Annotated in this window: 23 protein-coding genes and 1 pseudogene; 18 read left to right on the forward strand and 6 right to left on the reverse strand. The window is 52.6% G+C overall.

Annotated features, from left to right (window positions below; all coding sequences use genetic code 11):
- Positions 1-210 precede the first annotated feature (210 nt).
- The 3 genes from JRJ22_RS02240 (at position 211) to JRJ22_RS02250 (ending at position 5,035) form a co-directional block, all read left to right on the forward strand.
- Positions 211-1,374: a glucose-1-phosphate adenylyltransferase gene (locus JRJ22_RS02240; RefSeq protein ID WP_206103003.1), complete on the forward strand. Its 1,164-nt coding sequence runs from the start codon at positions 211-213 to the stop codon at positions 1,372-1,374.
- Between the two features lie 22 nt (positions 1,375-1,396).
- The gene (gene glgD / locus JRJ22_RS02245; RefSeq protein ID WP_206103005.1) at positions 1,397-2,500 is read left to right on the forward strand and encodes a glucose-1-phosphate adenylyltransferase subunit GlgD; all 1,104 of its coding nucleotides are present in this window, start codon (positions 1,397-1,399) and stop codon (positions 2,498-2,500) included.
- A 105-nt stretch (positions 2,501-2,605) separates the two neighbouring features.
- Entirely contained in the window at positions 2,606-5,035 is a 2,430-nt protein-coding gene (locus tag JRJ22_RS02250) for a glycogen/starch/alpha-glucan phosphorylase (RefSeq protein WP_206103006.1), read from the forward strand.
- 89 nt (positions 5,036-5,124) lie between these two features.
- Here JRJ22_RS02250 and JRJ22_RS02255 read toward each other — a convergent pair whose 3' ends face one another.
- Positions 5,125-5,604 carry a GAF domain-containing protein gene (locus JRJ22_RS02255; RefSeq protein WP_206103007.1) on the reverse strand — a complete coding sequence of 160 codons (480 nt, stop codon included), beginning with the start codon at positions 5,602-5,604 and terminating at the stop codon, positions 5,125-5,127.
- 209 nt (positions 5,605-5,813) lie between these two features.
- Here JRJ22_RS02255 and JRJ22_RS02260 point away from each other — a divergent pair, with 209 nt between their 5' ends.
- Together JRJ22_RS02260 and JRJ22_RS02265 are read left to right on the forward strand one after the other, a co-directional pair.
- Positions 5,814-6,113, forward strand: coding sequence for a hypothetical protein (locus JRJ22_RS02260; RefSeq protein ID WP_206104944.1), 300 nt, complete (start codon positions 5,814-5,816; stop codon positions 6,111-6,113).
- Positions 6,114-6,291: 178 nt separating this feature from the next.
- The gene (locus tag JRJ22_RS02265) at positions 6,292-6,846 is read left to right on the forward strand and encodes a GNAT family N-acetyltransferase (protein WP_206103009.1); all 555 of its coding nucleotides are present in this window, start codon (positions 6,292-6,294) and stop codon (positions 6,844-6,846) included.
- Between the two features lie 148 nt (positions 6,847-6,994).
- Here JRJ22_RS02265 and JRJ22_RS02270 read toward each other — a convergent pair whose 3' ends face one another.
- Positions 6,995-7,462, reverse strand: coding sequence for a MarR family winged helix-turn-helix transcriptional regulator (locus tag JRJ22_RS02270; RefSeq protein ID WP_054943051.1), 468 nt, complete (start codon positions 7,460-7,462; stop codon positions 6,995-6,997).
- Between the two features lie 369 nt (positions 7,463-7,831).
- Between JRJ22_RS02270 and JRJ22_RS02275 the strand changes: the two genes are divergently transcribed.
- The 3 genes from JRJ22_RS02275 to JRJ22_RS02285 all read left to right on the forward strand — a co-directional run bounded on the left by JRJ22_RS02275 (position 7,832) and on the right by JRJ22_RS02285 (position 11,241).
- Positions 7,832-9,145 (forward strand): MFS transporter, encoded by a 1,314-nt coding sequence (locus JRJ22_RS02275; protein WP_206103011.1) that lies wholly within the window; start codon positions 7,832-7,834, stop codon positions 9,143-9,145.
- 72 nt (positions 9,146-9,217) lie between these two features.
- The gene (locus JRJ22_RS02280) at positions 9,218-9,949 is read left to right on the forward strand and encodes an ABC transporter ATP-binding protein (RefSeq protein ID WP_232381005.1); all 732 of its coding nucleotides are present in this window, start codon (positions 9,218-9,220) and stop codon (positions 9,947-9,949) included.
- Positions 9,928-11,241 (forward strand): ABC transporter permease, encoded by a 1,314-nt coding sequence (locus JRJ22_RS02285; RefSeq protein WP_206103013.1) that lies wholly within the window; start codon positions 9,928-9,930, stop codon positions 11,239-11,241. Before JRJ22_RS02280 ends, JRJ22_RS02285 begins: the two co-directional genes overlap by 22 nt.
- Positions 11,242-11,328: 87 nt before the next feature.
- Here the strand turns inward: JRJ22_RS02285 and JRJ22_RS02290 are convergent, their stop codons facing one another.
- Positions 11,329-12,591, reverse strand: coding sequence for a BaiN/RdsA family NAD(P)/FAD-dependent oxidoreductase (locus tag JRJ22_RS02290; RefSeq protein ID WP_206103015.1), 1,263 nt, complete (start codon positions 12,589-12,591; stop codon positions 11,329-11,331).
- Between JRJ22_RS02290 and JRJ22_RS02295 the strand changes: the two genes are divergently transcribed.
- The 3 genes from JRJ22_RS02295 (at position 12,590) to nadE (ending at position 14,222) form a co-directional block, all read left to right on the forward strand.
- The gene (locus tag JRJ22_RS02295; RefSeq protein WP_206103016.1) at positions 12,590-12,808 is read left to right on the forward strand and encodes a hypothetical protein; all 219 of its coding nucleotides are present in this window, start codon (positions 12,590-12,592) and stop codon (positions 12,806-12,808) included. The genes JRJ22_RS02290 and JRJ22_RS02295 overlap by 2 nt on opposite strands.
- 70 nt (positions 12,809-12,878) lie before the next feature.
- Entirely contained in the window at positions 12,879-13,313 is a 435-nt protein-coding gene (locus JRJ22_RS02300) for a BrxA/BrxB family bacilliredoxin (protein WP_206103017.1), read from the forward strand.
- 99 nt (positions 13,314-13,412) lie between these two features.
- Positions 13,413-14,222 carry an NAD(+) synthase gene (nadE, locus tag JRJ22_RS02305; RefSeq protein ID WP_206103019.1) on the forward strand — a complete coding sequence of 270 codons (810 nt, stop codon included), beginning with the start codon at positions 13,413-13,415 and terminating at the stop codon, positions 14,220-14,222.
- An 81-nt stretch (positions 14,223-14,303) separates the two neighbouring features.
- On the opposite strand, the gene JRJ22_RS02310 is transcribed toward nadE, so the two are convergent.
- Positions 14,304-15,137 (reverse strand): alpha/beta hydrolase family protein, encoded by an 834-nt coding sequence (locus JRJ22_RS02310; protein ID WP_206103021.1) that lies wholly within the window; start codon positions 15,135-15,137, stop codon positions 14,304-14,306.
- A 240-nt stretch (positions 15,138-15,377) separates the two neighbouring features.
- Here JRJ22_RS02310 and acpS point away from each other — a divergent pair, with 240 nt between their 5' ends.
- Positions 15,378-15,794, forward strand: coding sequence for a holo-ACP synthase (acpS, locus tag JRJ22_RS02315; RefSeq protein WP_206103022.1), 417 nt, complete (start codon positions 15,378-15,380; stop codon positions 15,792-15,794).
- A 53-nt stretch (positions 15,795-15,847) separates the two neighbouring features.
- A complete protein-coding gene (mutY, locus tag JRJ22_RS02320) occupies positions 15,848-17,095 on the forward strand; it encodes an A/G-specific adenine glycosylase (RefSeq protein ID WP_206104946.1) in 1,248 nt (415 codons plus the stop codon).
- 453 nt (positions 17,096-17,548) lie between these two features.
- On the opposite strand, the gene JRJ22_RS02325 is transcribed toward mutY, so the two are convergent.
- Entirely contained in the window at positions 17,549-18,157 is a 609-nt protein-coding gene (locus tag JRJ22_RS02325; RefSeq protein WP_054943040.1) for a superoxide dismutase, read from the reverse strand.
- A 596-nt stretch (positions 18,158-18,753) separates the two neighbouring features.
- Here JRJ22_RS02325 and JRJ22_RS02330 point away from each other — a divergent pair.
- The 5 genes and pseudogenes from JRJ22_RS02330 to folE all read left to right on the forward strand — a co-directional run bounded on the left by JRJ22_RS02330 (position 18,754) and on the right by folE (position 22,803).
- Positions 18,754-19,173 (forward strand): GNAT family N-acetyltransferase, encoded by a 420-nt coding sequence (locus tag JRJ22_RS02330; protein ID WP_206103024.1) that lies wholly within the window; start codon positions 18,754-18,756, stop codon positions 19,171-19,173.
- Between the two features lie 199 nt (positions 19,174-19,372).
- A complete protein-coding gene (gene lepB, locus JRJ22_RS02335; protein WP_232381006.1) occupies positions 19,373-19,990 on the forward strand; it encodes a signal peptidase I in 618 nt (205 codons plus the stop codon).
- Between the two features lie 52 nt (positions 19,991-20,042).
- A pseudogene (gene queG / locus JRJ22_RS02340) lies at positions 20,043-21,804 on the forward strand (tRNA epoxyqueuosine(34) reductase QueG).
- A 102-nt stretch (positions 21,805-21,906) separates the two neighbouring features.
- On the forward strand, positions 21,907-22,158 hold the full coding sequence (locus JRJ22_RS02350) for a YneF family protein (RefSeq protein ID WP_206103028.1): 252 nt from the start codon (positions 21,907-21,909) through the stop codon (positions 22,156-22,158).
- A 51-nt stretch (positions 22,159-22,209) separates the two neighbouring features.
- Complete coding sequence (folE, locus tag JRJ22_RS02355; RefSeq protein ID WP_206103029.1) at positions 22,210-22,803, forward strand: GTP cyclohydrolase I FolE; 594 nt, start codon at positions 22,210-22,212, stop codon at positions 22,801-22,803.
- 121 nt (positions 22,804-22,924) lie between these two features.
- Here folE and JRJ22_RS02360 read toward each other — a convergent pair whose 3' ends face one another.
- Positions 22,925-24,109, reverse strand: a complete 1,185-nt coding sequence (locus JRJ22_RS02360) for a Fe-Mn family superoxide dismutase (RefSeq protein ID WP_206103031.1) — start codon at positions 24,107-24,109, stop codon at positions 22,925-22,927.
- Positions 24,110-24,255: the final 146 nt, after the last annotated feature.

Genomic DNA, 24,255 nt, shown 5'->3' on the forward strand with positions numbered 1-24,255 from the left:
TTAACCAGTCCGGCAACTTGTTCCGATTCCATTTGTTTTCCCCCGTTTGTTAATCTTATCAAATTTCCTATCAAACACATTTCTTTCTTTTGACTTCTTTCTGATACACTTCTTTCTGGAATTCCGCGTTTGAGTCTGATCTGCAACATATGATTTATTCAACCCATTTATTTACATGCTTCAATACCCATATGTCAAGGAGGCTCTTCCATGAAGAAAAAAGAAATGGTAGCCATGCTATTGGCGGGAGGCCAAGGGAAAAGGTTGAAGGGATTAACAAAATCTCTCGCCAAACCCGCTGTATATTTTGGAGGAACCTATCGGATTATCGATTTCCCGCTCAGCAATTGCTCTAACTCGGGTATTGATACGGTTGGTGTGCTGACGCAATACGAGCCGCTGGTTCTCCACTCCTACATCGGGGTAGGCAGCGACTGGGATCTAAACCGTAAAGATGGCGGTGTATTCGTGCTGCCGCCGCATGAACGGGAGAACGGAAGCAGCTGGTACCGGGGAACGGCTGATGCCATTTACCGCAATCTCAAATTTGTGGACCAGTTTGATCCGGAGCATGTACTGATCCTGTCCGGAGATCATATTTACAAAATGGACTATAACGCAATGCTGCAATACCACAAATCAAGAAATGCCGACTGCACCATCTCGGTCATTGACGTTTCCCTGGAGGAAGCAAGCCGCTTCGGGATCCTTAATACGGATGAAGACCTTAAAATTTATGAATTTGATGAAAAGCCCGCTAAGCCGAAGAGCACACTGGCTTCCATGGGTGTATATATTTTTAAATGGGATGTTCTGCGCAAGCATTTGCTGGAGGACGGTGAGAAGGCAAACTCCTCCCATGACTTCGGCAAAGATATCATTCCTTTGATGCTGGAGGACGGCAACTCCCTGTACGCTTATCCATATGTAGGCTATTGGAGAGACGTTGGTACCGTCAGCAGCCTGTGGGAAGCTAATATGGACCTGCTGAGTGACCATCCGCCGCTGAACCTGAATGATCCGAACTGGCGGATCTTCACCCGTAATCCGAATCAGGCCGCGCAGTATGTGGCGCCTGAGGCGAAGGTGTCGAGCTGCATCATTAATGAAGGCTGCATTGTGCATGGAGAGGTTAAGCATTCGGTGTTGTTTTACGGGGTGGAAGTGGGCGAAGGCAGTGTCATTACCGATTCCGTCATTATGCCCAAGGTGAAGATCGGCAAGAATGTAAGAATTCATAAAGCCATCATTAGTGAAAATACAGTCATCGAGGATTATATGGAGATCGGAATCGAACGGGAGAATGAGGATGAGATTCTGCTGATCGATAATCGCAGCAAGAAACGGAAATCAGTCGCAGCCAAAACCATATAACCATAAAGGACGGTGACCCGCGATGAAAGAGCTTTTGGGCGTAATTAATCTTGACCATGAACTGGACAAATTGAATGAGTTAACTTATTTCCGCTGCGGTGCGGCCGTACCTTTTGCCAGCCGTTACCGGCTGATCGACTTTGTCCTGTCCAATATGATGCGGGCGGAACTGGAGAGTGTCGGGCTGTTTGTCCGCCGCAAATACCGTTCGCTCATGGATCATCTGGGTGACGGCAAGTCCTGGGATATGAACCGCAAGCACGGGGGGTTGTTCATTCTTCCGCCAGACTGGAATGATCCGACGGATACATCGATCGGAGATCTGCAGCATTACCATAACAACCTGGATTTCTTCAAGCGGGCTTCAGCCAAATATATTGTATTCTCCGGCAGCCAGCATATTAACACCGTTGATCTGCAGGATGTGTTCCAGTACCATTTGGAAAAGGGAGCTGATGCCACCCTTGTCTATAAAGCGATCGACCAGCTTCAGCCGGAGCATGATCCGTGTCTGCGGCTTGAATTGAATGACGATAATCTCGTTACCGAGATTCATCAGGAGAAACATCATCCGAACGTGTACCTGGATATTTTCATCATGGAGAAAAAAGTATTCCTGGAGCAGGTTGAATACTGTATTGCGCACGGAGAGAGCTTCTTTTTCCGCGATGTGATTCAGAAGAACCGGGCTAACTTTAAAATTGCAGGCTATGAATATAAGGGTTATCATGCGGTAATCAATTCACTGGAGAGCTATTACAAGAATAGCCTGGAGCTGCTTAAGCAGGAGAATTATCGTGAACTATTCCAGAAAAATCCGGTACAGACGAAGATTAAGTATGAAGCGCCTACCCGTTATCTTGACAGCGCGAATGTCAGCAATTCCCTGGTCGCTAACGGCTGTATTATCGGCGGAACGGTAGAGAACAGCGTGATTTTCCGGGGTGTGCAGGTGCGTGAAGGTGCGAGGATTATTAACTCTGTCATCATGCAGAAGTGTATTATTGAGGAGAATGCTGTGATCGAGAATGTCATCATGGATAAAGATGTGCATTTAAGCAAGGAGCGGATTCTCGTCGGGGATAGCAAACGGCCGTTTGTCATCGCCAAGAGCAGCAAAATTTAACCCAGGATCAGCTGGACTGCGCACTATAGCAGTCTGGCTGGTCCTGAGTTTCAATAGAGCCAAGTATTTCATACAAATTATGCATCTGACAGGAGGAACCTGCTGTTGTTCAACGACAAAGAAACCTTTAAAAAAGTGTTCCGCGAGACACTCATCGGGAAACTGGGCAAGCCGCTGGAGGAAGCATCGAATGGTGAAGTGTACAATATCATCGGTAATATGATCCGTGAGAATGCGGGGAAGAACTGGGCAGAGACGAATCAGAAGTATAAGAACAACCAGGATAAGCAGGTCTATTATTTCTCCATGGAGTTTCTGATCGGCCGGCTGCTTGGCAATAATCTGCTGAATATGGGTGTGCTTGAGGTTGTGCGCGATGGCCTTGCGGAGCTTGGGTTCGATCTGCGTGAGGTAGAGGAGGAAGAATCGGATGCAGGGCTCGGCAATGGCGGGCTTGGCCGTTTGGCTGCCTGCTTCCTGGATTCTCTGGCCTCCCTGCAGTATGCTGGACATGGCTGCGGCATCCGTTACAAATACGGCTTGTTCGAGCAGAAGATTGTGGACGGATACCAGGTGGAATTGCCTGACTATTGGCTGCAGAATGATAATGTGTGGGAAGTACGCCGGGAAGACAAGCAGGTAGAAGTCCGGTTCTGGGGGCGCATCGAAACCCGGGAGGAGAACGGCGAATTGGTCTTTGACCACAAGGATTATGAAGCGGTACGCGCGGTCCCTTATGATGTTCCGATTATTGGTGCCGACCGCAAGCATGTGAATACACTGCGTAACTGGAGCGCGGAGTCGATTACACTGGCTTCCCGGATGTCCGGATCGCTGACGGGCTCGGATTATCATAAGTTTCTGGAATACAAACGTTCGGTGGAATCCATCTCAGAATTCCTGTATCCGGATGATTCGCAGTACGAAGGCAAGCTGCTCCGGCTGAAGCAGCAGTACTTCCTGTGTAGTGCAGGTCTGCAAAGTATACTGCGGACATTCAGCAAGACCGGGGCTCCGATTGAATCCTTGCCGGATAAAGTGGCGCTGCATATCAACGATACCCATCCTACCCTGGTTATCCCTGAGCTTATGCGGATTCTGATGGATGTGCACGGTATCGGCTGGGATCAGGCCTGGAGCATGACGACACGGATGGTGTCTTATACGAACCATACCATCCTAAGCGAAGCGCTTGAGAAATGGCCGATGGGGATGGTTAAGGAACTGCTGCCCCGCATCTTCCTGATCATTGAAGAAATCAATGCCCGGTTCTGCGGCGAACTGATGAGCAAATATCCCGGTGACCAGAACCGGATCAACCAGATGGCGATCATTCATGATGATCAGGTCCGCATGGCCCATCTGGCAATAGTAGCGAGCCACAGTGTCAATGGAGTAGCGGCGCTGCACACCGAGATTCTGCAGAAGCGGGAGATGCGGTTATTCAATGAAATGTACCCGCACCGGTTCAATAACAAGACGAACGGGATTACGCACCGGCGATGGCTGCTGCATGCCAATCCCGAGCTGGCTGGACTCATCAATGAATCCATCGGTACGCGCTGGATTCATCAGCCTCAGGAGATGATTGGGCTGATCAAATACTGTGAGGATGCATCATTCCAGGAGCAGGTGGCTGCGATCAAACGCCGCAACAAGCTGCGCCTGTCTGAATACATCACCAAGAAGCATGGCATCCAGGTGGATCCCGATTCAATATTTGATGTTCAGGTCAAACGGCTGCATGCCTACAAGCGCCAGCTGCTGAACATTCTGCATATTATGCACTTGTACAATCAGCTTAAGGATAATCCGTCCATGGATATGGTACCGCGCACCTTTATTTTCGGGGCTAAGGCAGCACCAAGCTATCATCTGGCCAAGCGGATTATCAAGCTGATTAACACTGTAGCTGATGTCGTCAACAAAGATCCGGATATTAAGGGCAAAATCCGTATCTTTTTCCTGGAGAATTATTCGGTATCCCTGGCAGAGAAGATTATCCCTGCTGCTGATGTGAGCGAACAGATCTCTACGGCCAGCAAAGAAGCCTCAGGTACAGGCAACATGAAGTTTATGATGAACGGCGCGCTGACGATCGGTACCATGGACGGGGCGAATGTGGAAATGCATGAAATGGTCGGGGACAACAATATGTTCCTGTTCGGTCTGCGGGCGGAGCAGGTGCTCGATTACTACCAGTTTGGGGGATATCACTCCCGTGATATCTATAATGGCGACGGGCGCGTCAAAGAAGTGCTGGACCAGCTGGTGACACCGGGACCGATTTGCTGCAATACCCAGGAATTCGATACGCTGTACCAATCACTGGTTGACAATAATGATGAGTTCTTTGTACTCAAGGATTTTGCCAGCTATGTGGAGACACATGTCAAAATCGATCTTGCCTACCGTAACCAGAAGGAATGGCTGAAGAAGTCCATCATCAACATTGGCCACTCCGGCAAATTCTCCAGTGACAATACGATCAGCCGCTATGCCACTGAAATTTGGAACATTAATCCGGTTAAGTAATGAGGTAACAGATCAATTCAAGAGCAAAGAGGCCGTCACAGACGCAGGTCATTCCTGCATCCGTGACGGCCTTTTGTTGTTCACGGTGCCTACAGTACTTCGGCAACCATCTCTGCGAACCGTTCCAGAAAGCGCCGTTCCTCATCGTCAAAGCGGTGTTTAAGCGGGCTGTCTATATCGAGTACGCCAAGCAGCCGGCCCTCTTTCAGGAGGGGAACGACGATTTCGCTGTTCGATGCGGCATCGCAGGCAATGTGTCCGGGAAAGGCATGGACATCGTCTACGACAAGCGTACGGCGTTCCTCAGCCGATGTTCCGCAGACCCCGCGGCCCAGCGGAATGCGAATGCATGCGGGCAGTCCTTGAAAAGGTCCGAGTACGAGCTCCTTGCCGTCAAATAAATAGAAACCGGTCCAGTTGGTATCCGGTAGAGAGAATTTGAGCAATGCCGAGGCATTTGCCAGATTGGCAATAGCATTCGGTTCGCCTTCCATCAGTGCCGCAAGCTGTGTCAGCACTGCTTCAAAGCGCTCGCTGCGTGTCCCGTCATAGGGCATCGCCTGAAACATGAAGCATCACCTTCCTGTACATGGAGTAAATAATGAAACCAGAACTGTAACTAACAACATAGTACAGCAAGACGCGATACGTCAAGCATTACCGGATTTTTGCAGAAGGTACAAGTGATACCGTAACTGGAGCGGGAGCGGTGTTTCCCCATACGCTTCCCAGGGTAATGCTTAATATATCGAAGGCTCTTGGCCGGAAGGAGTGGAATATGCGCGCCGATGTACAGAACTTGTTCATAGGAATTCATATGCTTTATATTGCACATGAGAGGGACTTGACATTGTCGGAGATGCTGCCTGAACTTGAGGAGCTGGGGTACCGGGTAGCGGAACGCGAGGTGAAGCAGGAACTGGAACGGCTCACTCAGGAGAATTTCCTGACAGCCCATGGCGATGCGTTTAGTATCACCGGTACGGGAATTGAGGAATTCAAGGATATTCAGGTGAAGCTGCAGGTACTCTGCTCTGAGGTGCTCACACCGGCCAAAGCGGTGAAAGCCTCAGGTTGAGCCCGTGCATCTGGTTTCTGCAGCGGGTAAGCTTTAACGAAGCCTATTTTCCAGGCAATGAACAGCGTCAGCATCAGGGGAGATCCACTGCCCGGTGCAGGCGCTTTTTTGTGCGGTAAGAATTCAGGAAATCCTCTCTTATGAAGTATACTTATAAATATGAAAGGGGATGAGGGTATTGTATCTAAGCCATGGGGTAGCACCGAAACTGAGCGGAACAAGAATAGAGCTGCAGCCGATTGCTTCGGATCATGCTTCTGCGCTGTTTGAGATATGGACTCATCCTGCTGTTGCCCCCTGGCTGGACACCCCTCCGCTGGCATCCGTGAGGGATACGGAGCAGTTGATCGCCCTCCTGCTGCAGATGGGCAGAGAGGAGGAGAGCCTGCGCTGGAGCATTACCCTGCCGGATGGCGAGATTATCGGCAGCTGCGGCTATAACCAATGGCAGCTGCCGGGGGCCTACCGGGGGGAAATCGGCTGCGAGCTGTCTCCATCCTGCTGGGGACATGGGTATATGCGCGAAGCACTGGAGCTTGTGCTGGACTTCGGCTTCGGCACGATGGGCCTGAACCGGATAGAAGCCTTATGCCATCCCGGCAATATCCGGGCGCACGGGCTGTTTCAGGCGCTGAACTTTTCGCAGGAAGGCTTGCTGCGCGAGTACCGCCATACCGCTTCAGGTTTTCAGGACGTGAGCCTTTACGCTTTGCTGCGTAATGAGAAGTTATAAGATATAGGGAGATGTCCTGAGTTATAGGCGGATCATATAAAGAAACGGCTGCACAGTCCACAGGGGACCGTGCAGCCGTTTCTTTGGTATCATGAAATCAAGCCATTGAAAGATAGTGAATATATTCACAACATCTGTTCTGGCAATCCTACTTGCGGGGCAGCGGCGAGAGCTTCTCGGCCTGGAGACCCATCTTCTTCAGCAGAATAATCATTTGTTCCTTCTCATCATCATTCAGACCGCTAAAAGCCAGGTGCAGACGTTCTGAATATTTCGGATACATCTCGCTCATCAACTGCTCGCCTTCTGCTGTCAGCTCAGCGAATATAACACGGCGGTCATTCGCACAAGGCTTGCGCTGCAGGTATCCGCGTTCTTCGAGCTTGTCAATCACGTAAGTAACGTTGCCGCTCTGCAGCAGCAGCTTGGCACCGATCTGCTGAATCGGCTGGGGTCCCTTATAGTAGAGGACCTCCATCACAGCGAAGGCTGTCGGATTGAAGCCTTCAATCTTGCTTCCGGTAACGGCATGCTCGTTGATGCTCTTGAAAGACTTGGCAAAAACCCGGTACAAATGCAGTGTTAATTGAGTATCGCGTTCATAGGATTGTATCATGCTTCTCCACCCTCTATCGTTATCGTTAATCGTGCGGGTTTCCCTGCACATTTTGGAATCATTGCCCGTATGCACGCTTCGTAGGTGCAGTAAAACTTAAGATAACTTTACAATACGTCAAACAAGGAATGAAGAACATGTGATTTGTCACAATGAGCACACTTTTAATTATTAAAAATCAAACAATTTTTTGACGGTGCTTAAATTTTGCAAAAAAAGAATGCTTTTTTGGCTATCCGCCTGCAGATTGAAAGATTATTCAGTCTCAGGCACCGCACATAGTTCCAACCGGGGATTGATGTAGGGAGCCGCGGGTTCCTTTACTATAAATTACAAATAAGGAATTGTGGCAGGGGAGTGGTGGGAAGTATGAAGGAATCTGACAACACGGAAGTGCAGGCAGTAAAGCTGACGGCAAACCGGCCGTTTATGCTGCTGATGTCCGCGCAGCTTATTTCCAATGTAGGGGATTGGCTGCATCTGCTTGCGCTGCTGACGATGGTCGGCCTCAAGTGGCAGGCTACACCTTGGGAGATTACAGCAATCTCACTGTGCATGGCCGTGCCTATGCTGCTCGGCGGTCCGCTGGCCGGATATTTAAGTGACAAAATGGACCGCAAAGCGATCATGATCGGCTCGGATCTTACGCGTGCGGGGATTGTAGCCTGCCTCGTATTTGCCGGTCCGTTGTGGCAGGTCTACCTTTTGCTGATCGCCAAAGGAATTCTGGATGTACTGTTCTCCCCGGCCAAAAGCGGGAAGCTCAAAGAACTGGTACCTTCGGGACAAATGGATCAAGCCATTGCCCTCAGCTCATCTATTGAGCAAATTACCAAAATCATCGGCCCCGCGCTTGGCGGTCTGCTTGTTGCGGCTTTTGGGATCTCGGCCTGCTATGTGTTGGACTCGGCCACCTATCTGGTTTCTGCAGTCATCCTGCTGGCGGTGCCGCAAATTGGGAAATACCGGACGGACAGACGGACAGATACGTCAGAGGAACCTCACGGCCGCAAGCCCTTCCGCAGGAAAGTGAGTGCCGGACTTCGGTTGATTGCCGGAATGCCTGTGGTGCTGGGTGGGGTGGTCATGCTTGTAACGGTACTGCTGGTACTGCAGATTGCGGATTCCCAGACGGTGACTCTTTTCCGGAATATTCCCGGAATCAGCGGGGATTTGCTGGGCTGGTGCCTGGCGGCGAGCGGTTTGGGAACCCTGCTCTCAGCCCTTGTCTCCAGCCGGATGGGCAAGCGGCCGCTGCTCTTTATGAGTGCCGGTGCGCTCCTTATGGGTTCAGTATTTACTGCTGCCGCGCTGGTGACTGCATACGGAGAAGCAGGTGTGTGGATGAATATCATGCTGTTCAGTTCGTTTACGGCCGCGGGGGCGGGGGCAGGACTGGTCTTTATTCCGTTTTACGCGATGCTGCAGCGGAGAACACCGGAAGCGTACACGGGGCGGGTATTCGGCACGGTCAACAGCCTGACCAGCGCAGCGGTCATTCTTGGCCCTGTAGCCGGTGGCGCACTTGTGACCGCCTCGGGACCGGTTTCTGCATTTATTCTTTCGGGTGTATTGGCCGCGCTGCTTGGTCTGGCAATGCTGATGCTGCGCAGCAGAATCGAGGAGAGGGACAATGCGGGCGGGCTGGACACACAAGTAATGTTTGAAGTCTCTCAGCCATAGTTCGTATAATGGTAGAAAGCCCGGATTCCATTCGGGACTATGGGTATTCAACATTAGGAGATGGAAAGCTGTATGGAAGAGATAGATGAAGTGGAGGACGAAAGGAGAATCGTACTGGAGGTTCTCATTGATGAAGCCGGATATGAAGCGGGGGATAAGCGGGTATCAGACATATCGTTCCAGGTCCGGCAGGGGGAGCTGCTGGGATTGATTGGTCCGAACGGGGCCGGGAAAAGCACGACGATCAAAACGCTGCTCGGTCTGCTCAAGCATGCCAAAGCCAAGGTAACGATTGGCGGAGAGAACAAGTCCTACGCCTATGTGCCGGAACAGCCTGTGTTCTATGAGGATCTGACACTCTGGGAGCATCTGGATCTGGCAGCTGCCGCGTACGGACTGCCCTATGACAAGTTCGAGGCAACCGCAGGGAAGCTTTTGGTGCAATTCGGGATGGACCATGTGCGCGACGACCTGCCGGCAGGCTTCTCCAAGGGCATGAAGCAAAAGATGATGCTGATGCTCGGGTTTCTGGTCCAGCCGGATGTGTACATCGTGGATGAGCCGTTTATCGGACTTGATCCCCGGGCCACGAAGGATTTCCTTCGTCTATTGGAGGCGGAGCGGCAACGCGGTGCAGGCGTGCTCATGTCTACACATGTGCTGGATACCGCTGAGAAAATCTGCGACAGCTTCGTGCTGATATCCGGAGGGAGAATGACAGCAACAGGCACATTGGAGGAGATCCGCGACATCGCGGATTTGCCGGAGGGGTCGTTGTTTGATTGCTTCGACGAATTGACATGAGCGGACGGGATAATACAGCAATAAACAGTAATACTCCGAAAAGCAGATCGGCCTACGCATTTCCAACGGGGCCGCGCCTGTTCCGGCGGCGGCTGTTCTCGCATTGGCGCGAGCAATCCGCGATTATCCGGACCGCAGCGGACTGGACAGTGCTGCTCTATATCATCATCCCCGGCGGACTGCTGGGGGGGCGCTTCTATTACGGATTCTGGAAAGGGGACATGCCTGCCTGGACCTCGTTCCTCCCCTTTATGATGATTCCTCTGCTGTTTGGCATACTGCTTGTAACCGGGGGAATGGTGCTGCTGCTGCAGGAAGGCGATTTGCTATTCCTCAGACAGCGGCAGAACTGGATTAATAGTATCCTGCTCCGCGGAATAATCTATAGTCTTATTGTTACCACACTGAAAATTGCTGCTGTCTTTGCCGTTCTGCTGCCCTTTATCATCCGCGGCTACGGCCTAAGCCCGGGAGCAGCCGGATCGCTGCTGCTGCTTACCATAACCGCCGGCTGGTGCGTCAAGCTGCTGGGGCATGTCGTCAAAGTGCAGCGCCAGGGATTCCGCCGCTGGCTGTGGCTGATTCCCGCAGTCACTGTACCCTCCGGAATTTACATCCGGCTGGCCCTCCTCTGGGAGAACAGCCCGCTGCTGCTGCTCGCTGCCGCAGCCGTGTACGCGGCGGTGACTGTCTGGGCGGTCCGGTACCGCCTTCGCTTACGCGGGACCTTTCTCAGCGATGTGCGCGAAGACTATAAGCAGCGGATGAGAATCGCTGGGCTCCTGCTGCGGGGGGTGCTTGATAAGCCTCGTCCCACCCGGTACAGACCCTGGATCTTCCGCAAATCGCAGCCGCTGCTGTCCTCGACGCTGCCCGAAAGCCGCTTCACGGCGGCCGGTATCAAAGCGCTTGTACGCAATCCGGCGCATTTGAAGCTGTATTTCGCATTCACAGGGGTATCCATGGGGGCATTATTTATTGCTCCGGCCTTTCTGAAGTGGGTCCTGCTCGTGGTGTTGACTTTATTAATGTGCTACTGGCTGAGCTCCTTCTGGCTGCTCTTTGCCGGAGATGACTACATCGGCATCCTGCCGTTTACCAAGTCACAAAAGGCTGAAGCCGGCTCAAAGGCAATTAAAATCCTGATCCTTCCCTATACCGTGGTGTGCTCCGCAGTGGTGTTTATTCCTTTGTATGGATGGCTCGGACTGCTGCTGTTTGTACCCTTGGGCTATGGCCTGGGAGTCTTCATTTCACGTATATACAGCACGATCCGCCTGACAGAGCATTAAGCCATAATCCAAAAAAGCGTTGCCTGCGATCTTGCGCAGGCAACGCTTTTTTTAGGGAAATATAAAAGAGGCAGTCAAGCTTAACGGCTACAAATGTCCGGCAGCATGTTTGCCTGCTGTATAGCCTGTGGAGAAGGCGGCGGTAATGTTGTAGCCGCCGGTGTATCCGTGGATATCCAGCACTTCCCCGCAGAAGTAGAGGCCTTGGGTAAGCTTCGATTCCATGGTTTTTGGATCGATTTCCTTCAGGTTGACGCCTCCGCCGGTCACAAAGGCCTCAGCCAGAGAACGGGTGCCGTGTGCAATAACCGGCATCCGCTTCAGCAGGGCTGCTAGAGACTGCAGTCCGCTTTTGGGCAGATGATGGCCGGTAAGATCCCCGTCCAGCCCGGCTTTGGACAGCAGAAGCGGAATCAGGCGCTCGGGAAGCAGCCCCTTCAGCGAGTTGCGGATCGCTTTTTTGGGCTCCAACCCGAGTTTGTGCTGCAGCTGTGACTCCACTTCCTGCGGCTGATGGTCGGGAAACAGATCAATGGACAACTCCACGGCATCGGTTCCCGTTTTACGCTGGACCTGGCGCAGAAACTGGCTGCAGCGCAGGGCAATCGGACCGGACAGCCCGAAATGGGTAAAGATCATATCTCCTCGGTGGGAGATGAGCTTTTTGCCTTTGGGATTCCAGACGGAAAGTGTCACATCGCGCAAAGACAGCCCCTGCAGGTCGCCTGACTTGATCCAATTCTCGCGCGAAACGATGGGCACTTCTGTCGGGAAAAGCTCCGTGATCGTATGTCCCGCTGCCTCGGCCCACGGATAGCCGTCTCCAGTGGAACCGGTCTGGGGGACGGATTTGCCGCCGGTGGCAATAATCACGGCTGCAGCGCCGAAGGCTTGTCCTGATTCCAGCCGCACCCCCTGCACCGCACCTTCCGCATAGAGCACTTCCCGCACCGGACTGTTGGTCATGATCTGCACGCCGAGACTTCGGACCTTGCCAATAAGTGCAGAGACGACGCTTGAGGCTTTGTCGGATACAGGGAACATCCGCCCGTTGTCTTCCTCCTTAAGGGCAATCCCCAGGTTCTCAAAAAACTCGATAATATCACGGTTATTAAAATGATCGAATGCGCTGTACAGAAACCGGCCGTTGCCGGGTATATGGGCGATAAGCTCTGCGGTTTCCTTAACGTTGGTGACGTTGCAGCGTCCGCCGCCCGAGATTCCCAGCTTCCGGCCAAGCTTGCCCCCTTTATCAATCAGCAGCACGGAGGCGCCGTGCTCTGCTGCGGCTACGCTGGCCATCAGCCCGGAGGGGCCGCCTCCAATGACGATTACATCATAGTTACTCATGAATCTTCTCCTTTATATGCTCCAGGTTGTGCGGATTTCTATCTCTGCTAACGGCATCATACCACCTACAGCAGGGCGTATCCAGAGCGGCCCCGTGCTGCCGGCGGAGCGGGTGATGCCCGTTGTCAGAAATGCGGTAATCCGGCAGGACAACCTGAGGCCGCGGAGAAGCGGAACTAGCCGGCATTCCTTGCTTTCACAGGGTATGTATGTATAATAAAGTTAGTAAGTGCTGCGGAAATGCAGCCTGACCAAACACTTTATAAGGCAAAGGAGAGTGCAAAAGAATGTCCATGTCATTTAATCAATATATGCGGGATTCGATTCAGCCCATGCGTGATGACCTGACTAGTATCGGGTTTCAGGAGTTGTTGACTCCAGAAGAGGTGGAAGCCACTCTTCCAACCGCAAAAGGAACGTCGCTCGTTGTTGTCAATTCTGTCTGCGGCTGTGCAGCCGGCCAGTGCCGTCCCGGTGTAGCCCAAGCTTTGCAGAATGAAATTTTGCCGGATCACCTGTTCACAGTGTTCGCGGGCCAGGAGAAGGAAGCCACGGCCAAAGCACGTGAATACTTCGCTCCATATCCGCCTTCTTCGCCTTCCATCGCTTTGATGAAGGACGGGGAGCTCGTTCATTTTATTGAGCGTCATGGTGTTGAAGACCGCTCGGCGGCTGAAATCGCTGCTGAATTGAAAGAAGTATTTAATCGTCTGTGCCAGTAAATAAGGAATGAATTTACATGATCTCGCGGCGGCCGGCAGTCCGGCTGCAGGCGGGATTTTTTTCGACATAGTAGCAAAAACCAGAAACGGGGGATGGTTATGAGCTTGCAAGAAGAGATTATTGCAGCCTTGGGCGTAAAGCCCGCTATTAATGTAGAAGCAGAGGTTGAGCGGCGGGTAGACTTCCTGAAAGCCTATGTACGGCAGGCTGGTGCAAAAGGGCTGCTGATTGCAATCAGCGGCGGTGTAGACAGCGCAGTGGCTGCAGGCTTATGCAAACGGGCGACAGATGAGCTGACGGCCGAGGAAGGCAAAGAATATATTACACTCGGTGTTTTCCAGCCTTACGGTGAACAGGAGGATATTGAGCACAGCTATGCGGTGGCTGAAGCGTTTGGGCTGACCCACAAGGTAGAGACCAATATTGAGGAAGCCGTTAACGAGATCGCGCTTGAAGTAGAGCACAGCCTGAAGGCGCTTGGACAGCACCGTCATATTACGCATCAGGGCAAGGGCAACGTCAAGGCGAGAACACGTATGGTGATGCAATATGCGCTCGCTTTTGAGAATAATCTGCTGGTGGTAGGAACTGATCATGCTTCCGAAGCCATTACCGGATTCTATACAAAGTGGGGCGACGGTGCCGTTGATATTACCCCGCTGAGTTCACTTAACAAGCGGCAGGTACGCCAGCTTGCTGCCTATCTGGGTGTGCCGGAAGAGATCGTGACCAAGGCGCCGACGGCGGGACTCTGGCCGGGCCAGACGGATGAAACGGAGCTGGGTATTACTTATGAGGATAACAGCGACTATCTGGAGGGCAAGCAGATCAGCCCGGAGGCCGCAGAAAAGCTCGAGGGCTACTACCGGAGAAGCGCGCATAAGCGCAATGTGATCCCGGGTATTTAGTTTTGTTTATGACCCAAAACCGCCGAAGTGTGCAGCAGCTCACTTTACGGCGGTTTTGTTGTTGCCGGCTCCTAAAGAGAGTTACAACGAGAGGTTCCGGGCTGCCAGCGTATGTTGGATAAAAGCCTCCGAAGCAGCAATGGCCTGCTCCAGCTGCGGAGTGGATCCGTTAAACGGGTGGACCGTGCAGAAGGTATGATTGCCTCCAGCGATTTGCACCCACTCGATATCAGGGCGGAGCTTAATTAACTGCTCTGATCCCTGACGCAGACGCTCACTGTCTTCTGTCCCCTGGATCAGGATGGCCGGAAACTGGGCTGACTTCATCCGCTCGAGAATATTGTATCGTTCGGCTTGGCGCTCCAGATCCTCTATGAGTACAGCATCCAGCGGCATCTGCTGGCCTGTGCGGCCATTCAGCACATGACTCCGGCCCAGCGTTTTCATTTCGTATTTTTGTTCATCTGTGAACAAATCAAGGTTCGTGATTCCGTTCCAGGAGATTACTCCGGCAATCTCATCCGGATGATCCAGTGCGTACAGCAGACTGTCGCCGCCGCCGCGGCTGTGTCCCAGCAGGAATAAAGGCAGAGCACCAAATTTATGATGCTGGCTCAGATAGGAGAGGAGAATTTCCATATCTTTAATTTCACGGTTATAGGTGTTGCGGGCAAATTTGTCCAGCTCGGTGAAATTCTGCAGATCCCCGCCGATTCCGGCATGGGAGAAATTAAAGGAGATGACTTCATGCTCCCGGCTGAGCGAAGCTGCAACGTAGGGAAACATTCCCCAATCTTTGAACCCCTTGTAGCCGTGTGCGATGATAATCAGGCTTTTGGCCTTATTCTGGGCAGGGAAATGCGAGCAGCGCAAAACAGCATCTTCTCCGGCAGGCAATTCGAAATTGCGGTTCATCGGGCGAACCCCCTCTCTTCTATTGAATTAAGATTTCTCGGTGAAGGTCATGATGCGGGGAAGAAGCCGGGCCGATAGACTTTGGCGGCTTTTTCTTTTAAGATAGCATAAAGAATCTCAGACTATAATCTATTCTATATACCAAGAATATACATGAAGATCATACCATTAATAAAGCTGTAAAGGATAGATATCAGATTGAGGCGGCTAGGGACAAAACGTCCATAAGGAGCGGGGATTGTGATTTACGGAATCGGGCATGATGTGGCGGAAATCCAGCGGATCAGTGCTGTAATGACAAGAGAATCAGGAGCAAGGCTCATCCGGCGCATTCTGACACCGGGGGAACAGGTACTGGCAGAGGGGCGGAAGAGCAACCTCGCTGAATTCGTTGCCGGCCGGTTTGCCGCTAAAGAGGCTATTGTTAAGGCGCTGGGCTGCGGCATCGGACGCGAGGTGGGCTTCCAGGATATTGAGATTCTGCCGGACGCCTCAGGCAAGCCGTCTGTGTCGCTCTCGGGAGAAGCCTGGTCCAGGCTGGACATGAAGGAACAGGAGTACAGGATCCATCTTACGATTACCCACAGCCGCGAGCTGGCTTCCACGTTTGCAGTGGTGGAGCGGATTATAGAGGGTGCTAAAGAACGGCCTATATAGATTGAGTTTGAAAATATAGATACACTGAGAATACAGAAGCAAGGAGAAAAATGATGACAACGCATGAACAACAGGAGCAGCAGGAGCAGGACGTAAAGTTGTTTTTCAGCTCGCATCTGCTGGAATGGTATCATGGGCAGAAGCGGGACTTGCCATGGCGGCGCCACCGCAATCCGTATTATATCTGGATCTCGGAAATTATGCTGCAGCAGACGAGAGTAGACACCGTCATTCCTTATTTCAACCGGTTTATCGAGCGGTTCCCGACGGTGGAGTCTTTGGCGGATGCGCCTGAAGAAGAAGTGCTTAAATGCTGGGAGGGACTGGGCTACTATTCGCGTGCCCGGAATCTGCAGCATGCAGCGCGGCAGGTTAAGGAGCTGTACGGGGGACAAGTCCCGGATGACCGCGATGCGGTATTCGGGCTTAAGGGCGTGGGCCCCTATACAGCCGGAGCTATTCTCAGCATTGCCTTCAACCGGCCTGAGCCGGCGGTAGACGGCAATGTGATGCGGGTCTTGTCCCGCTACTTCCTCCTGGAGGACGACATTGCCAAGGGACCGACCCGCGTGAAGATGGAGCGCCTGGCGGCTGAGCTGATCCCGGAGGGAGAAGCTTCGTATTTCAATCAGGCGCTGATGGAGCTGGGCGCGCTGGTCTGCACACCGAAATCACCGCGCTGCCTGCCCTGCCCGGTGATGGAGCACTGCGCTGCGCGCCTGGCGGGCTGCGAGACCTCGCTGCCCGTCAAGACCAAGGCCAAGCCGCCGCGCCCCGAGGAGCGGCTGGCGGCCCTGGTGACCGGCAGCGGCGAGCATGCCGGCCGGGTGCTGATCCGGCAGCGGCCACAGAGCGGGCTGTTAGCCCGCATGTGGGAGCTGCCGCACTGGCCGGCGCCGCCTGCGGAGGGCGGCGCCGCTGGTGCGCTGCTGCCGGAAGCGGCAGCGCTGGACCGGCTGCGCCGGTCCCTGCGTCAGGCCGGGATCTTCGCCCGGCCTGAAGGGCACTGGACGGCTGCGGAGCACACGTTCAGCCATATTGTGTGGACCCTACAGGTGTACACCTGCAGGGAAGAGGACGCTCCTGCGCTGCCGCTGGCGGCAGAAGCGCGGGCGTCCTATGCGGCAGCTGGGGCTGCGGAGCCGCCGGTGGAGCTGTTTGAAGGCGGCAGCGGGCATCCGGAGGACGGCGGCGCAGTGCGCTGGATCAACCGTGAGGATATGGAGAGTTATGCCTTTCCGAATGTGTTCCTTAAGCTGCTGAACCGTTACTTTGATGAGGCAGAGCAGCAGGAGTCATAGCTATAGTTTGTATGAGGAAGAGGCCGGTCATCTGCCTAACAGCGGTGAACCGGCTTCCTTGTCTCTGGGTACTTTTTACGTGTAACTGCATTCTCTGCATTTACATTGCTTCAGTTTGCCCGAAACTGGAATTTAACTGCATTCTGTGCAGCTAGATTCTGCTAATAGCCCGAAATCGGGGGCTGAGCAGGTTTTAACTGCAGGAAATACTGTTGCATGCAGTCTTGCGGAGAGTTCAGGCGAAATAACTGCAGGGAATACAGTTAATGCGGGGGCCTCAGCCTGAGCGGGAGCAATCGATAAATCCTGCTTGCAGCCTTCCCCTCTGGGGCACAGCACATCGATAGCACAAAAACGGCTGCATCCGGTCCTCAGCGGACGGTGCAGCCGTTATGCTTAAGCTATGAAATATAGGCGCTATAGTAAGGCGGCAGCTGTATAGGCTGCGGATCCTTATTTTGCGCTTTCGTAACGTTTGCCGACTTCTTCCCAGTTGACTACATTCCAGAAAGCTTTGATGTAATCAGGGCGTTTGTTTTGGTAGTTCAGGTAGTAGGCATGCTCCCAAACGTCAAGGCCGAGGATAGGTGTTGCGCCTTCGCTGATCGGGTTGTCCTGGTTTGGTGTGCTTGTTACAGCCAGCTTGCCGTCTTTAACAACGAGCCAAGCCCAGCCGCTGCCGAAACGGGTAGTTGCTGCAGTAGCAAAATCTTCTTTGAATTTATCGAAGCCGCCCAGTTCGCTGTCAATGGCTGCTGCGAGTGCGCCTGTTGGTGCGCCGCCGCCGTTCGGTCCGATAACTTCCCAGAACAGGGTGTGGTTAGCGTGTCCGCCGCCGTTGTTACGGACTGCAGTGCGGATCGCTTCAGGTACTGCGTTCAGGTCAGTGAGGAGTTCCTCGATGCTCTTGTCTTGCAGTTCGGGTGCCTTTTCCAAAGCAGCGTTCAGGTTCGTCACATAAGTGTTATGGTGTCTGTCGTGGTGAATTTCCATCGTCAATGCGTCGATGTGCGGTTCGAGAGCGTTGTTCGGATAAGGAAGTGCCGGTAATTGAAATGCCATGGAAAAATCCCTCCTGAGTTTATTAGAATTTGTATGATAAAGAATTTTGGCGGTCTTGACGTCAAAACCCCTTATGTCCGATCCGTCTTATAGGGTATATATCCAATAAGATACTATTATTAAACCGTATCTGGAACAATAATGCAACATTAAACAAACATTAATGTTTGTAAAGTGAATCCCCGATTACCTGACCGGAAGTGTTAACGCTATGTTAAAAATATAGATTCCCCCGGAGTGTGAACGTTTATACACGAAAAGTTACCTTTTTAAAGAAATTGTGTAAAGTTGTTCAATGAAAGCGCTTGATATAAAGCGCTTACTAAAGAAAAATGGTGATATCACGAGAAAAGTATGCTTTAATAGAGATAAAAGCAGGTATTCCTCGATTTTTGAACATTGAAGATGTTTCGGGCCGCTTAACATTCGGTTAATACTTCTTTAACCAGGAGAAAAATCTCTTCAGACGATGGATCCGGTAACTTCTTCGAAATCATCCATTGGGTTTTTCTTATGCTTTTTTTTCTTTGTTTACTGTTACGGGAACTCCTTCTTTTTGTTAAATTCTAAGCCATAGAAAAGGGAGATTTTAAAGAATGCACGTTCGTTCCTTTCAATTAAGCGACGTTACCCCTGTGACTGAATTGCTGCAGACCGCATTATCGGAAGAATGTTTCGAGAGCACGATCGAGCCCTTCTCCAGGCAGCTTTCTTGGGATTCCGATCTCATTGTAGTTGCTGAGGAAGAAGGAGAAATTGTTGGTGCGCTGATTGGTACGATCGAGAAGAACCATGGCTGTTATTTCCGCATTGCCATTCATCCCGATTACCGCCGCAGAGGAATTGGCAGAAGTTTGGTATCGGCGATGGAGAACAGGTTCCAGGCACGCAAGGTCAGCGGTATTTTTGTAGCCGTTGATGAGCATAACGCCTTTGCACTGCCGCTGTATGAAGCAATGGGTTATAACGAGAATCAAATCTTCAAATCAGTACGTAAGCTCAGCATCGTCGGCTAACTTTCTTTGATTTCGGCGCGGCGAAAGCGGAAACATTTACTAGAATAGAGAACTATGACGACTTGCATAGTCTGTTCCATTATACTAAAGCATATCTTCCCGGTGTCCATTGCAAATGGCTGGGAGATATGCTTTTCTATTGTTACGGGCAAAAGTTTCAGCAGGGCCTTATTTATCATTTGAGGCAAGAGGGTGGCATATGAACGGGGAAATCGAAGGGGAATTCAAGCGTGGCCGCAAGCATAGATACCGCTCTGTCACCCATACCGGCTCCAGAAAAGGACAGGGGCCCAAATGGATTGTCGAACTAAGGAACTGGCTCATCACGGCCGTAATTGTATTTGCAATCATGTCCCTGCTTAATATATTTGTGTTCAATGTCTCGACCGTAATAGGCCACTCCATGCAGCCTACGCTGTATGAAGGGGAGAAGCTGGTCATTAATAAGATTACCCTTAGCTTTGCAGCCCCCGGACGGGGCGATGTTATTGTACTCCATGACCCCAGTACCGGGCCGGACCGGAAGGAATATCTGGTGAAGCGGGTGATCGGGATCCCGGGAGATATTATAGAAGTAAAAGAACATCAGCTATACGTAAACGGTGAACTGGCGGATGAACCCTATATTGATACGGACATTGAGGATTCCGATTTCCCGGCGCTGACGGTTGAGAAGGGGACCTATTTTGTTATGGGGGACAACCGCCATGCCGGAGCCAGCAAGGACAGCCGCTTTTTTGGCCCGGTCCCGCTGTCAACCATCGTTGGAAAGGTCGAGTATATCTGGTGGCCTCTGTCTAAGCTGGGCGCATTGTAAGAACGGATAGTTAGGCCGTATAAATAAGAAACTAGTAAAGGAGAAGGCGGAAATGAACAACAAAGCTCAGTCAGCATATGCCCCGCCGCTCTCCAAGTGGGAACATCTGAAGGCTGAAATTAAGGCGGCTGCACCGCAGCTTGGCATCGATGATATCGGGTTTGCTGCGGCCGACCCTTTTCTATATTTGAAAAACATTCTTCAGGAGCACCGGGATAAGGGGTATGAATCCGGTTTTGAAGAACCGGATCTGGATAAGCGGACAGTCCCGGCGCTAAAGTCCGGTGAACCATTGTCTATTCTCGCAATTGCTGTAGCTTATCCCTCCAAAATGGAGAATCCGCCAAAGTCGGAACCCGGGGCGCGGCGGGGCATACTCGCCCGGGCCTCCTGGGGCCGTGACTATCACCATGTGCTGCGTGAAGCGCTGGAGAAGCTCGAAGGCTTCATCCGTGAACGCGTACCTGATGCGGTAATGGAAAGTATGGTCGATACCGGCGTGCTGGTGGACCGGGCTGTAGCGGAACGGGCGGGAATCGGCTTCAGCGGTAAGAATTGTGCAATTATTTCTCCGAAATGGGGATCATGGATCTATCTGGGAGAGATGGTAACGAACATTCCGTTCCCTCCCGATGCTGCAGTTGAGGATGGCTGCGGAGAGTGCACGAAATGTATTGATGCCTGTCCTACAGGTGCTCTGGTTGGACCCGGGCAGCTCAACGCCCAGGCCTGCATCTCCTTTTTGACCCAGACCAAGGGGTTCCTGAGCGAGGAATACATGACGAAGATCGGCAACCGCCTGTACGGCTGCGATACCTGCCAGATTGTCTGCCCCAAAAACCGGGGCAAGAGCTGGAACCACCGTCCCGAGCTGCAGCCGGATCCGGAGGTTGTTAAGCCGCTCCTCCTGCCGATTCTTGAACTCAGTAACCGTGAATTCAAAGAGAAGTTCGGCATGAGCTCGGCGGCCTGGCGCGGTAAGAAGCCGATCCAGCGGAATGCGGTTATTGCCCTTGGAAACTTCAAGGAGGCTGGGGCCGTTCCGAAGCTTACGGAGATTGTCCTGCGGGAGACCCGTCCGGAGATGCGCGGAACCGCAGCCTGGGCGCTGGGAAAGATCGGCGGCAAGGAGGCACTGGGGGCTGTCGAACAGGCGCTGCAGGGTGAAGAGGTTGCCGAGGTGCGGGAGATGCTGATCAGGGCCCAGGATAAGCTGCTGAACCGGGAGGATAAAGCCGATGAATAAGCTTGCAGAGGCCGGGCCCGGCAACCGGACGGCAGTTTATTACGGTGAGCTGGAATCGCTGATAGGTCCCTTGACGTTATGTGCAACAGACCTGGGGCTGTGCCTGATCAAGTTCGGGTCACTCGCAGAGACCAGGGAGAATATGAATAAATGGCTCAAGCTGCAGGTCGGGGCAGTGGAATTAAGGCCTGATGAAGAGAAGCTTGCCGAAGCCAAACATCAGCTTACTGCCTATTTTGCCGGAGAGCTGCGGGAATTCAAGCTGCCGCTGGATATGCGTGGAACGCCGTTCCAGCGGCAGGTGTGGGAAGCGCTGCGTACGATTCCCTACGGTGAATCAGCTTCCTATAAAGAGATGGCGCTGGCGGTCGGGAACCGCCAGGCGGTACGCGCAGTCGGCGGAGCCAATAACCGTAATCCCGTGCCGGTAATCGTGCCCTGCCACCGGGTAATTGGAGCCGCAGGTGCGCTTGTGGGTTATGCCGGAGGCCTGGCGGTTAAGAGCCGCCTGCTGGAGCTGGAAGCCGGGCAATCGGCACAGGACCAGACCGGGATATATCTCTTTTAGCTCATGGGATTTACCAATTGCTGTCCGGTTGTTGAAATGCTATGATAGAATCGCGTGCCCATTCGGGCAATGCCGACAAAAGAGTGCAGAGGTGGACTTTAGATGAATATTGCATTACCTATTATTACGCTTGTCGTAGGTCTGATCGGCGGATTTGCCATTGGTGTTTTCTATCTGCGCAGACAAATGACAACGATGCAGAATGATCCTGAAATGCTGCAAAAGGTTGCAAAACAAATGGGCTATAACCTGAACGGTAAGCAAATGCAGCGTGCCCAGCAAATGCTCAAAAACAATAATCAGCCTGGACGTGCTCCTGCTGCTAAATCAAAACAGGGCCGCAAAGGCAGATAAACGGTTCCGGATAAATGAGATAAGGGTAACCGGACGGAAGGGGGAGGCTTCATGGGAGGCATCAAGGAATACGTGAACGGCAAAGTTTCGGCGAACCGTGAGCAGATCGAGTACCACGTTGCGAAAATATTGGAATTAATCGGAGAAGACACCAGCCGTGAAGGATTGCTGGATACGCCGGCACGAGTCACGCGGATGTACGAGGAGATATTTGGCGGTTATTCAATAGATCCCCGCGAGGCGCTCGGTGTAACATTTGATGAGTCTCATGAAGAACTGGTCATTGTAAAAGATATCGTCTATTACAGCCAGTGTGAGCATCACATGGCCCCTTTCTTCGGCAAGGTGCATATCGGCTATGTTCCAAGCGGACATATTGCCGGGCTTAGCAAGCTGGCCCGGCTGGTGGAGGCTGTAAGCCGGCGCCTGCAGGTGCAGGAACGCATTACAGCACAAATTGCAGACATTATGGTAGAGGTGCTGGGCCCGCATGGTGTGATGGTAGTTGTGGAGGGGGAACATCTGTGCATGTGCTCCCGCGGGGTGAAGAAACCCGGCAGCAAGACGGTAACCATGGCGACCAGAGGTTCTTTCCGTGAAGATGCTTCTGCACGCGCAGAGTTCCTGGCCTTGATTAAAGAATAGAGCGGAGAAGGCATAAACCGGATTCGCATCGCCAAAAAGCCCGCCCGACACTACGGTGTTGGACGGGCTTTTTGGGTCCCGCTTGGGAAACGGCTACAGCGGAGCCGGCGGCACAGTCAGCTTAATAGGGCTGCCACATCAGCTTGCGGGCTGCGGCATAACGCTCAGAGACGTAAGGCCAATTGACGACCTTCCACCAGTCCTTAATATAGCCCGCCCGGTCACTCTGGTGCTTAAGGTAGTAGGCATGCTCCCAGACATCCAGAGCCAGCAGCGGAACCACATCCCATTGCGACAGATTCTGGTGCTTCTCTGCGGTCAGGATTTCCAGCCTGCGGCTGCGCGGGCTCCAGACGAGAATCGCCCAGCCGCCGCCTTCAACCTTACCCGCCGCTTCGCTGAATTGTGTCTTGAAGGCGTCATAGCTGCCGAAGCTGCGCTCAATGCCATCAAGCAGCGCTCCGGTGGGGCGTCCGCCGCCTTGGGGCGACATGACATTCCAGAAGATCGTATGCAGATAATGACCGGCACCGTTGAAGGCCAGCTCCCGTTCCCAATGCTTAACCAGATCAAAATCACCGCGTTTGCGGGCTTCTGCCAGCTTAACTTCCGCTTTGTTCAGTCCGTCTACATAGCTTTTGTGGTGTTTGTCATGATGGATAGTCATTGTCTTTTCATCAATATAAGGCTCCAGTGCATTATAGGCATAGGGAAGCGGTGGCAAGGTGTGACCGCCGATAGGTACACTGCCCGTTTCCCGGGCTTCGGGCAGCGAAGCGTTGAGCCCAGCCTGCTCCTGATTGCCCGGGCTCTCCGTCCTGTAATCCAAGGGGAGTTGAGCTGGCGGATCAACAGCTACATTCCGCATGAGTCCGGCGACCTGTCCCGGGGTGTTCAGCGTTCCCAGCACAGCGAGGAAATACTCCGATTCGCGGATAATATGCAGGAGCACCGTTCCGGCAAGCGGCTGGGCCTTTACAGCTTTGCTTGCTTCCCGCAAGGCGTTCAGCTGGCGGATGAACTCGCGGGATTGGGCGCAGGAGGTGTGCACCAGCTGTTCCGTTTCGGCGGCAAGCCCTGCGTGTCCGGCAGGTGAGGGACCGAGCGAGGCTTCCAGCAGCCGCCGTGCGGCCTGCTCTGTAGCTCCGAAGACCACAGCCCATTCGTCCAGCAGTCTGACGTAAGGCTCCTCCAGGTTCGGAACAATCGCTTTGATGACCTCGGTATGCTCCTTCTCCTGGGTTTTCCAGAAAATAATTTCCTCAAGAATGCGCACAGGCAGCAGTGGCCCGTAGATATATAGCATTGCTGGCAGACCTCCCGTCATGATTCATTAACGCTTCAGTATATGAGCATAAAAGGGAGGTTATGAGAGTTAACGGGTACGGCGGGAGCAGCTGCTGATTAAAAAGAATAACAAAAAACGCACAGAGCCGTATTTTTCAGGTACGC

It is taken from the genome of Paenibacillus tianjinensis, from assembly GCF_017086365.1.
Classification (GTDB): Bacteria; Bacillota; Bacilli; order Paenibacillales; family Paenibacillaceae; genus Paenibacillus_AQ; species Paenibacillus_AQ tianjinensis.

Coding starts and splice junctions, on each gene's coding strand:
- JRJ22_RS02240 (WP_206103003.1), top strand. CDS start 211: ATGAAGAAAAAAGAAATGGTAGCCATGCTATTGGCGGGAGGCCAAGGG.
- glgD (WP_206103005.1), top strand. CDS start 1,397: ATGAAAGAGCTTTTGGGCGTAATTAATCTTGACCATGAACTGGACAAA.
- JRJ22_RS02255 (WP_206103007.1), bottom strand. CDS start 5,604: ATGTTTCAGGCGATGCCCTATGACGGGACACGCAGCGAGCGCTTTGAA.
- JRJ22_RS02260 (WP_206104944.1), top strand. CDS start 5,814: ATGCGCGCCGATGTACAGAACTTGTTCATAGGAATTCATATGCTTTAT.
- JRJ22_RS02270 (WP_054943051.1), bottom strand. CDS start 7,462: ATGATACAATCCTATGAACGCGATACTCAATTAACACTGCATTTGTAC.
- JRJ22_RS02275 (WP_206103011.1), top strand. CDS start 7,832: ATGAAGGAATCTGACAACACGGAAGTGCAGGCAGTAAAGCTGACGGCA.
- JRJ22_RS02280 (WP_232381005.1), top strand. CDS start 9,218: ATGGAAGAGATAGATGAAGTGGAGGACGAAAGGAGAATCGTACTGGAG.
- JRJ22_RS02295 (WP_206103016.1), top strand. CDS start 12,590: ATGAATCTTCTCCTTTATATGCTCCAGGTTGTGCGGATTTCTATCTCT.
- JRJ22_RS02290 (WP_206103015.1), bottom strand. CDS start 12,591: ATGAGTAACTATGATGTAATCGTCATTGGAGGCGGCCCCTCCGGGCTG.
- JRJ22_RS02300 (WP_206103017.1), top strand. CDS start 12,879: ATGTCCATGTCATTTAATCAATATATGCGGGATTCGATTCAGCCCATG.
- nadE (WP_206103019.1), top strand. CDS start 13,413: ATGAGCTTGCAAGAAGAGATTATTGCAGCCTTGGGCGTAAAGCCCGCT.
- JRJ22_RS02310 (WP_206103021.1), bottom strand. CDS start 15,137: ATGAACCGCAATTTCGAATTGCCTGCCGGAGAAGATGCTGTTTTGCGC.
- mutY (WP_206104946.1), top strand. CDS start 15,848: ATGACAACGCATGAACAACAGGAGCAGCAGGAGCAGGACGTAAAGTTG.
- JRJ22_RS02325 (WP_054943040.1), bottom strand. CDS start 18,157: ATGGCATTTCAATTACCGGCACTTCCTTATCCGAACAACGCTCTCGAA.
- JRJ22_RS02330 (WP_206103024.1), top strand. CDS start 18,754: ATGCACGTTCGTTCCTTTCAATTAAGCGACGTTACCCCTGTGACTGAA.
- lepB (WP_232381006.1), top strand. CDS start 19,373: ATGAACGGGGAAATCGAAGGGGAATTCAAGCGTGGCCGCAAGCATAGA.
- JRJ22_RS02350 (WP_206103028.1), top strand. CDS start 21,907: ATGAATATTGCATTACCTATTATTACGCTTGTCGTAGGTCTGATCGGC.
- folE (WP_206103029.1), top strand. CDS start 22,210: ATGGGAGGCATCAAGGAATACGTGAACGGCAAAGTTTCGGCGAACCGT.
- JRJ22_RS02360 (WP_206103031.1), bottom strand. CDS start 24,109: ATGCTATATATCTACGGGCCACTGCTGCCTGTGCGCATTCTTGAGGAA.